Annotated in this window: 14 protein-coding genes; 7 read left to right on the plus strand and 7 right to left on the minus strand. The window is 56.8% G+C overall.

Translation table 11 applies throughout. The features are described 5' to 3' along the window. Positions 1-151: 151 nt before the first annotated feature. From LDH74_RS26335 to LDH74_RS26365, 7 genes are all read left to right on the plus strand, one after another. Complete coding sequence (locus LDH74_RS26335; RefSeq protein WP_226043516.1) at positions 152-619, plus strand: hypothetical protein; 468 nt, start codon at positions 152-154, stop codon at positions 617-619. A gap of 439 nt (positions 620-1058) precedes the next feature. Beyond that, positions 1059-2246, plus strand: a complete 1188-nt coding sequence (locus LDH74_RS26340) for a glycosyltransferase (protein WP_226043517.1) — start codon at positions 1059-1061, stop codon at positions 2244-2246. Then, positions 2230-2778 carry a methyltransferase domain-containing protein gene (locus LDH74_RS26345; protein ID WP_226043518.1) on the plus strand — a complete coding sequence of 183 codons (549 nt, stop codon included), beginning with the start codon at positions 2230-2232 and terminating at the stop codon, positions 2776-2778. The genes LDH74_RS26340 and LDH74_RS26345 overlap by 17 nt, the downstream gene beginning before the upstream one ends. After that, positions 2775-3299: a hypothetical protein gene (locus LDH74_RS26350; RefSeq protein ID WP_226043519.1), complete on the plus strand. Its 525-nt coding sequence runs from the start codon at positions 2775-2777 to the stop codon at positions 3297-3299. The genes LDH74_RS26345 and LDH74_RS26350 overlap by 4 nt, the downstream gene beginning before the upstream one ends. A gap of 309 nt (positions 3300-3608) precedes the next feature. Further along, positions 3609-3824, plus strand: a complete 216-nt coding sequence (locus LDH74_RS26355; protein ID WP_226043520.1) for a hypothetical protein — start codon at positions 3609-3611, stop codon at positions 3822-3824. A gap of 157 nt (positions 3825-3981) precedes the next feature. Then, the gene (locus LDH74_RS26360; protein WP_226043521.1) at positions 3982-4176 is read left to right on the plus strand and encodes a hypothetical protein; all 195 of its coding nucleotides are present in this window, start codon (positions 3982-3984) and stop codon (positions 4174-4176) included. A gap of 131 nt (positions 4177-4307) precedes the next feature. After that, complete coding sequence (locus LDH74_RS26365; protein WP_226043522.1) at positions 4308-4928, plus strand: tyrosine-type recombinase/integrase; 621 nt, start codon at positions 4308-4310, stop codon at positions 4926-4928. Positions 4929-4941: 13 nt separating this feature from the next. Here the strand turns inward: LDH74_RS26365 and LDH74_RS26370 are convergent, their stop codons facing one another. The 7 genes from LDH74_RS26370 to LDH74_RS26395 all read right to left on the minus strand — a co-directional run bounded on the left by LDH74_RS26370 (position 4942) and on the right by LDH74_RS26395 (position 6744). Further along, the gene (locus LDH74_RS26370) at positions 4942-5115 is read right to left on the minus strand and encodes a hypothetical protein (protein WP_226043523.1); all 174 of its coding nucleotides are present in this window, start codon (positions 5113-5115) and stop codon (positions 4942-4944) included. Continuing rightward, positions 5112-5447 carry a hypothetical protein gene (locus LDH74_RS26375; RefSeq protein WP_226043524.1) on the minus strand — a complete coding sequence of 112 codons (336 nt, stop codon included), beginning with the start codon at positions 5445-5447 and terminating at the stop codon, positions 5112-5114. Before LDH74_RS26375 ends, LDH74_RS26370 begins: the two co-directional genes overlap by 4 nt. A 201-nt stretch (positions 5448-5648) precedes the next feature. After that, entirely contained in the window at positions 5649-5786 is a 138-nt protein-coding gene (locus LDH74_RS26380; RefSeq protein WP_226043525.1) for a hypothetical protein, read from the minus strand. Positions 5787-5790: 4 nt separating this feature from the next. Beyond that, positions 5791-5922: a hypothetical protein gene (locus LDH74_RS26615; protein ID WP_255681163.1), complete on the minus strand. Its 132-nt coding sequence runs from the start codon at positions 5920-5922 to the stop codon at positions 5791-5793. Next, positions 5919-6188: a hypothetical protein gene (locus tag LDH74_RS26385; protein ID WP_226043526.1), complete on the minus strand. Its 270-nt coding sequence runs from the start codon at positions 6186-6188 to the stop codon at positions 5919-5921. Before LDH74_RS26385 ends, LDH74_RS26615 begins: the two co-directional genes overlap by 4 nt. A 20-nt stretch (positions 6189-6208) precedes the next feature. Next, positions 6209-6469, minus strand: a complete 261-nt coding sequence (locus tag LDH74_RS26390) for a hypothetical protein (protein WP_226043527.1) — start codon at positions 6467-6469, stop codon at positions 6209-6211. Further along, positions 6466-6744 (minus strand): hypothetical protein, encoded by a 279-nt coding sequence (locus tag LDH74_RS26395; protein ID WP_226043528.1) that lies wholly within the window; start codon positions 6742-6744, stop codon positions 6466-6468. Before LDH74_RS26395 ends, LDH74_RS26390 begins: the two co-directional genes overlap by 4 nt. Positions 6745-6943 lie beyond the last annotated feature (199 nt).

Genomic DNA, 6943 nt, shown 5'->3' on the forward strand with positions numbered 1-6943 from the left:
GTACTATATTACACGCATAGCGAAAGAGCCAGACCTATTTTAGCTCGAGGCAGGGGCGGGTGCGGGGAGGTGTCCCAGTTAGTGTCTGTTCTGATTCGAGGTATGGGTCGAGATCGTCGTCGACGTCAGCTCGATCTGGAGGTGACCGACCATGTCTGAGTCAACGGAGAAGTCATTCGACGAGCTCGTCGACGACGTCGGCGCCGATCCAGCGCCGGACGGTCGGGGCCGATCGCTCCACGATCAGCTCTCGATCTACGCTGCTCTCCCAGCTCAGTGGCTGGTGGTCAGATTCTTCAATTGGACGATGGACCAGAGTATTCTCCGACGTCTAGATCCAGACCGATTCGAGATCATCACACCGGATTCGGTGTCTGAACGAGAAGCAGGTGAGTTAGAATCGTTGCTCTGGACACTTCCTTGCACGTTTTATCTGGGCGTGTTTCTGTGGATGCATCCGGTGTTAAACCCTGCAGCATTCGACACCTGGAGCATAGTCAATAATATCGCAGTTCTCCTCGCGGGCGCGGTTGCAATTCTATCTACGCGGAGAGCGGGTAAACTCACGGTTGAGGTCACGCACCAGGACGACCGCCTCGAGGAGGTCGATGGTCGATGACGGACGGTCCGTTCTGCGACCATGAGTATCCCGATGAATTCCGACTTAAAGAGGCAGAGGCCGGAGATACGATCACGTGCGAAAGCTGTGATGTTTCGTGGGAGATCCTCACGAACGAATTCACAGGTGATCGCTGGCTCGTTCGTACGGAGGTCACTCAGCCGAGTAGTTGGAGAGAACACCCGGCTGTTCTTGGATGCACTGGGGCAGCTGCGATGGTCACTGCCATGTTCGGCCCGATTTTGATCGGAGCGATGATTCTCCCGTCTGCTGCCAGTAGAATGGACGTAGCCGTGCATTCAGGTCTTGGATACTTGATGGGCATCCTCGCGTGCGGAATCGGTGTCGTATTGTTCGAGACTCTATCCCGATATACGCCGGTTCCAAGCTGGATGTATCGGTTTGATCGCTGGCAGGATATTCGGGGTGTTCGATCGCGATGAATGACGATATCGCGATCGCGCACAAGGACTACGATACCCGCGGCGGCGGCGAGGTGTTCTGCCGGCGCCTCGCGCACGCAATCGATGCCCCGATGTATGTCGGTCGGCGGAACCAGGCCAACGAACCCGATGATGCGGCCTTAGATATCCATGAGATCCCGCTCTCGTCGGTTGATAAATGGATGATCGACCGTGGGGGGCTCACCCGGACGGCAGCGTACGCACTCCGCTGGCAGGCCGCTGCGGAGGATCTCACGGAGTACGATACAATCATCATGAGCGGGAACGAGCCGCTCTGGTACGTCCCACAGGACCAGCAGACCGTCATCGCGTACACGCACAGTACACCGCGGTTCATGTACGACCTGTACAACGAGAGGATGGACTTCTCGGGTCTGATGGGGCGCCTCGCAACGTTGTTCAATACCGCCCAGCGGACCGTCTACGAAAGCAACGTAAACCGGCCAGACCTCTGGGTTGCGAATTCAGATCTAGTGGCGCGGCGGATCGAACGCTATTGGAATGTTCCAGAAGAGCAGATTCGGACGATCTACCCGCCCGTGGACACGCACAACTACAATCCAGATGATGCCAAGACCGGGGAATTCTATCTCCATATCGGCCGGCTGGTTGATGCGAAGTGCGTGGATGAGATCGTCCAGGCCTTCAACGGTCACGATGCGACACTGCTGATCGCTGGGGATGGCGATGAGCGAGCTCGCCTCGAGGAACTCGCGGAGGACAACATCAAGTTCCTCGGATTTGTCACCGAGGAACGGAAGCAAGAACTCTATTCCCGTGCGAAGGCACTCCTCTATAGCCCACTCAACGAGGACTTTGGAATGGTGCCGATCGAGGCGCTGGCAGCAGGAACTCCGGTCATCGGTGTCAAAGATGGGTTCACACAGTTCCAAGTTCAGCACGGAGAGAACGGACTCCTCTACGACCGCGGCGCTGCTGATCTCCGTGCGACCGTTCGTGACTTCGAGCGAGACGGCGTCTCCTGGACCGAGTACGAGATCGCCGAGTGGACGCGCCGCTGGTTCGGCATCCAGCGCTTCGAGCGTGAGATCCGCGAGGCGATCGAAGACGCCCAACAGCGATCAGAGGTAGTCCCAGAGTGGGATCACGAAACACCGCAACCGCCAGGCGAACTGGAGGTGAACTATGCAGAGTCCGACTGAGACACGTCACGAAGATCGCCTCGAGGCCAGTCGTCTCAACCTCGGGTGTGGACAGGATCAGATCTCGGACTTCCACAACGTCGACATCTCTTCCGACGTCCAGCCGGACGAGGTCGTCGACCTTCAGCAGACGCCCTGGCCGTGGCCCGACGATTCGTTTTCGCACACCCTGGCGAGTCACGTGCTTGAGCATCTCGATCCCGTCCCTTGGGATGAGATCTGCCGCGTGCTCGCTCCAGGTGGAACGCTCGTGATCGTCTATCCGATCGGAAATACCCGGTTCGAAGACCCGACACACCAGCAGTTCTGGAACTGGAATACTGCAGCTGCGATCAGTGGAGAGCGAAAGCACGCCCACGCGCACGTATCTAACCTCTCGTTAGTCACTCGCGACTTCGGTTGGAACGTCACAGGGCGGCTGTGGCGAGCGTATACGCGATACCGGCTTGCAGTCGGCGGGCCTGGTGCGTGGATGGGGCAGGTTCCTGGACTGTTCGGAGAAGTAACTGCGACGTACGAGTACCGACCATGAACCTCTTAGAGCAACAAGCCGATAGCTATCTCCCGAATTCGTGGCTTCGGCCGATTGGGGCGTTGCGGACGTACGCCGCGAGAATGCAGTTTTTCTTAGGGGTACCGAATACGCTCATGATCGCCGTGCTGTTCTACCGGGATAGCACGCTGATCCAGGCGTACGTCCCGACGGTGTGGCATTGGGTCGGGATTATCCTATTCGTGATCGTGCCGGCTGCAGTCCTCGTCGATCGAGTCCTCCTGCATCCCGCACAGATCATCTACGATCAGTTCCAGAACGGCCACGAGAACCGGTCGCCCAACTACCGTGAAACAATGGAGACGAAACGCAAAGTCGGAAACGTTGAACAGAAGCTCGATCAGCTGCTCGCTCGAACCGATGGCGGCCAGGGACAGGCCACTGTCGTCCCGGTTTGTCAAGAGTGCGAGTCGAAAGGCGTCCCTGATGAGCACAAGGGGATCGACGTTATCAGCTGTCCAGAGTGTGACTCGATCTTAGTTCGCGGGGTAGTCGGATGAACTGGAGCTTCAGCGCCGACCCAGTCGTTGTGACTGCGATCATACTGACGATCGCGATCGCGATCGAGCAGTCTGGACGGATGCTACTCAACTGGCTATCCGATCGAAATGGGGTTTCAGACCGATGAACAAGTGCTCTGCCGATCCGTGCTCGAGGCGCGCGATTGTTCGGCTTGATGGAGTGTCGTTCTGCGGCGGATGTGCTGAACGCTACGACGAGCTCACCGATGGGCTCGAAAAAATAGACAACCCTGTCGTCCGCGACCGATGGCGGGGAGCGATCAAGTCTGAGTTTGGTGGATGATCGGAATGAATGATAGAAATCAACATCTCGAAGACGCGAAGAAGAGTTTAGCAATCGGTGCTGAAGGGATAGACACCGAGGAAGCGCGGAACTTCATCGAGGGGAAGATCATGGAGCACGTTGGGACGACAGATCACGACGAGGCTCATCGTCGGTACGAGGTTCTCTGGGAGTGGAGGGGGATCGGATTCACAGAGAAGGAGGGCAAAGCGGATCAATGAGCCGAATACAGCATTTCAAGAACGGGGTCCGTCGGGGAACCGTGTTCTGTGTCGTCTTTCTCGTGTTCGCTTTCCTCCCGTTGATCGTGATGTGCATAGATGCGTACGAGTACGTGGGCAAGAAGTTTACCACCGCTACCGGGGGTGAAACGGTCGAATGGTCACGATGATAATAGCCTGCTTCGTGTGGGCTACCGTAGCCTTCGGAACGATGCAGGCTTTGGAGTGGCAGTTCGGAGCGCCACAATCGATCGAGGCCGCGATGTTCGTCGCGTTCATATCACTGATGATGGGCTGGATGGCCGCGATGGCCGTCGGGTCAAGAATGCGCAGGTGGGAATATGGATACTGACCAGTGGACCGAGAACGCCTAAGTCCCGGTATCGTGGTAGTCGTTCAGTCGGGTTGCCGATTTCAGTGTATATTCGGAAACTCACGTAGATACTTAGTCCTCCAGCGAGTGTCCCTTTATATAGTAGTTCCATGTCGACAGACCCTCAGAGTAATTCGGAAACTCATACGCAAGCGAAGTCCTGGCTGATCCCCGAACAGATCGAGACGATGCGTGACGCCTGCCTCGGAGAGTCGTTCCCGACCTACCTTCAGGACCGAAACGAGACGATCGTCGTCGTCCTCGCCGACACCGGCCTCCGCGTCGGTGAGCTCGTCGCGCTCGACTGGGACCTGATCGACCTCGAGGCCGACCCCGGCGAGATCTTCCTCCCGAACGAGATCCAGAAGGGGAGCCCAGGTGCATCGTACATCGATCTCGATGACGAGACGTCCCGTCAGCTACGTCGCTACAAGAACCGGCGCTGGAAGGAAACTGAGGCCGTCTTCCCGTCTCGACAGTCCGACCGGATGACAACGCGATCCGTTCGGAACACGATCAAGCGGATCGCCGACGTCGCCGACGTCGAACCCCAGCTGATCGAAGGTGGAACCGGCGACGCATCCGACGTCTCCCCACATACGTTTCGCCACTCGATCGCGTTCCGGATGATCCGTCGCGAAGGGAAGCGCCTGGAGGACGTCCAGCTGCGGTTGCGTCACAAGAACCTACGAACGACCGACGAGATCTACGGCCATCTCCGTCGACGATAGAAAAGACTCACAGTTAGGCGTTCTCGGTGCGGGCGACCACATAGTCAACAACGAGTACGATCGCCGCGACGACCGACGCCACCATAAGAATGTACTTCTCTTGCCAAACCGCGAATACCGATGTGGCAGCTATAACGACGGTGCTGAGGGCATATTTCCACGCAGGGTGAGTCAGTTCGTTATTCATCGGTCCTGTTCACCTCCGTTCAACTGTCCGCCGCGGAGGTAGAACACCAGCAGCGTCGCGACGAAAGGAGACGCAAAGAATGCGATCGTCGCCGACATCGGATACCCACCCATCTGAAGGAGTCCATAGGCTACAATCCCCGTCGCGAGTCCGGCCGACACGTCGGTCCCATCTATCCGGCTCGGATCAGTACTGCGGTCGGTACGCAGCCACTTGAGCCCGCTGTGTGCGTCGCACTTGCTGACGGTGGTTACGACTTCGCCGCCGCGATCAAGTTTGCGGATCTCGCAGTCGGGACAGTCTCTATACATTTGGTGTGATGTGTCTGTCATTGGTCCGTCTCACCCCCGGCCTTCTCCCGAGTTTCCTGATACTGCATTCGAGTCAGTAATGCCAGCAACAGGCTACACGTCCCGAGTAAAATACACATCCTTGTTGCTTTGGGAGACTGTATCAGTGCTCCGTATCCGAGAGATAGGAGCCCCATGATAGTGAACGCTACCGGAACGAGCGTCCGATCTGCTACTCGCTGGTCACTGCTCATGGTCCGTCTCACCGTTCTCGGCAACGTACTCGAGCCAGCAGTCGCTGTCGAGTGTCTTTCCGTCGACGTAGAACACGTCCTCGTCGACGATCTCCTCCTCGCATCTGCTGCATTCGTAGCTTGGCATCGTCCTACTTGCCCTCCGTATCGGTCCGGTACTGGTTGATTTTTTCTAGAGCGAACATGGTGCCGTATCCGGTGATGACGATCGTCGCGATCGTGGCCGCCCACATCACGCCTAATTTGACTGCCGGCTCCATCATTGACCACCGTCCGAGCCCATGCCAGTATCGGTCCTCTTATGCAGCACCATTCCAAGGGCGACCAGACCGATCCCTAAAACCGTGAAAAAACCGATCCAAGCAATCGGTGAGACGTCTGGGATCACGGACCTAACAGCTGCTTCGATCTGTTCTGAATATTTGTAGATGTAGTAAAGTGTCCCGAATCCGACAGCCGCTTGGATTAACAGCGCACCTATCAGTACCAGTGGTGTGTACTTCCCGTATCTTCCAGTTCTGTTTGTCATGTTCCTATTTGCTGATGTTCTCATAGTCCGAACGTTAAGCGAACGCCGTCGATCTCGAAATCGTGCGGGTTCCCGCATTCTTCGCATTCCGGCCAGTATCCGGGAAGGATCACCTTCTCGCCGTTCTCGCCGTAGTGTGCTGGAGCCTCAAGTTCGACCGTCTCCGACCAACCCGAACAGATATCGCCGTCAATCTCCGAGATGGAACACTTGACGTTGACCTCTGTCTCTCCGATAATCTGTGCTTCTGGCGGTTCGTAATCTTCTGGAATCGTACTCATTGGTTGTCTCGGTCTGTCTTGCTAATATTCTCGGACCGAAGCATCTTCTCCGCTTTCGGTCCGGGCTTCCAGTAGTGCGCTTCCGACGACTCCCGCGAGAGCCAACCGAGGTCTTCCATCTCGCGGAGTGTCCGTCGGATCGTTCGATCGCTCGATTCGTCCAGGTCAGCGAGATCGCGTACTCGCCAGGCTTGGAACGGGATCGGTCGTTGGTAGAGCAACTCAAGCGTCGCGTCCCAGATCCGATCGCGGACGGTCATATATGTCCGTTCCACAGGAGGCTATTATACGTAGGTTTCCATATAGGTTACGGTCATATATGTCCGTATATGGATGGCGAGTTTCTCAGATCATGCGACAACAGTTTAGACGGATTCGGTCTGGAGGGCGCGCTGATCTGAGAGAAAGGGCTAGTCGTGACGCAGAAGACAGGAGAGTCCGACACCCTCCTCCAGAAAGTTTACTAGCAACACA

This window comes from Natrinema sp. DC36 (assembly GCF_020405225.1).
In the GTDB taxonomy this organism is placed as follows: domain Archaea; phylum Halobacteriota; class Halobacteria; order Halobacteriales; family Natrialbaceae; genus Natrinema.

Coding starts and splice junctions, on each gene's coding strand:
- LDH74_RS26380 (WP_226043525.1), bottom strand. CDS start 5,786: ATGCCAAGCTACGAATGCAGCAGATGCGAGGAGGAGATCGTCGACGAG.
- LDH74_RS26360 (WP_226043521.1), top strand. CDS start 3,982: ATGGTCACGATGATAATAGCCTGCTTCGTGTGGGCTACCGTAGCCTTC.
- LDH74_RS26340 (WP_226043517.1), top strand. CDS start 1,059: ATGAATGACGATATCGCGATCGCGCACAAGGACTACGATACCCGCGGC.
- LDH74_RS26390 (WP_226043527.1), bottom strand. CDS start 6,469: ATGAGTACGATTCCAGAAGATTACGAACCGCCAGAAGCACAGATTATC.
- LDH74_RS26350 (WP_226043519.1), top strand. CDS start 2,775: ATGAACCTCTTAGAGCAACAAGCCGATAGCTATCTCCCGAATTCGTGG.
- LDH74_RS26345 (WP_226043518.1), top strand. CDS start 2,230: ATGCAGAGTCCGACTGAGACACGTCACGAAGATCGCCTCGAGGCCAGT.
- LDH74_RS26355 (WP_226043520.1), top strand. CDS start 3,609: ATGAATGATAGAAATCAACATCTCGAAGACGCGAAGAAGAGTTTAGCA.
- LDH74_RS26375 (WP_226043524.1), bottom strand. CDS start 5,447: ATGACAGACACATCACACCAAATGTATAGAGACTGTCCCGACTGCGAG.
- LDH74_RS26365 (WP_226043522.1), top strand. CDS start 4,308: ATGTCGACAGACCCTCAGAGTAATTCGGAAACTCATACGCAAGCGAAG.
- LDH74_RS26370 (WP_226043523.1), bottom strand. CDS start 5,115: ATGAATAACGAACTGACTCACCCTGCGTGGAAATATGCCCTCAGCACC.
- LDH74_RS26335 (WP_226043516.1), top strand. CDS start 152: ATGTCTGAGTCAACGGAGAAGTCATTCGACGAGCTCGTCGACGACGTC.
- LDH74_RS26615 (WP_255681163.1), bottom strand. CDS start 5,922: ATGATGGAGCCGGCAGTCAAATTAGGCGTGATGTGGGCGGCCACGATC.
- LDH74_RS26385 (WP_226043526.1), bottom strand. CDS start 6,188: ATGACAAACAGAACTGGAAGATACGGGAAGTACACACCACTGGTACTG.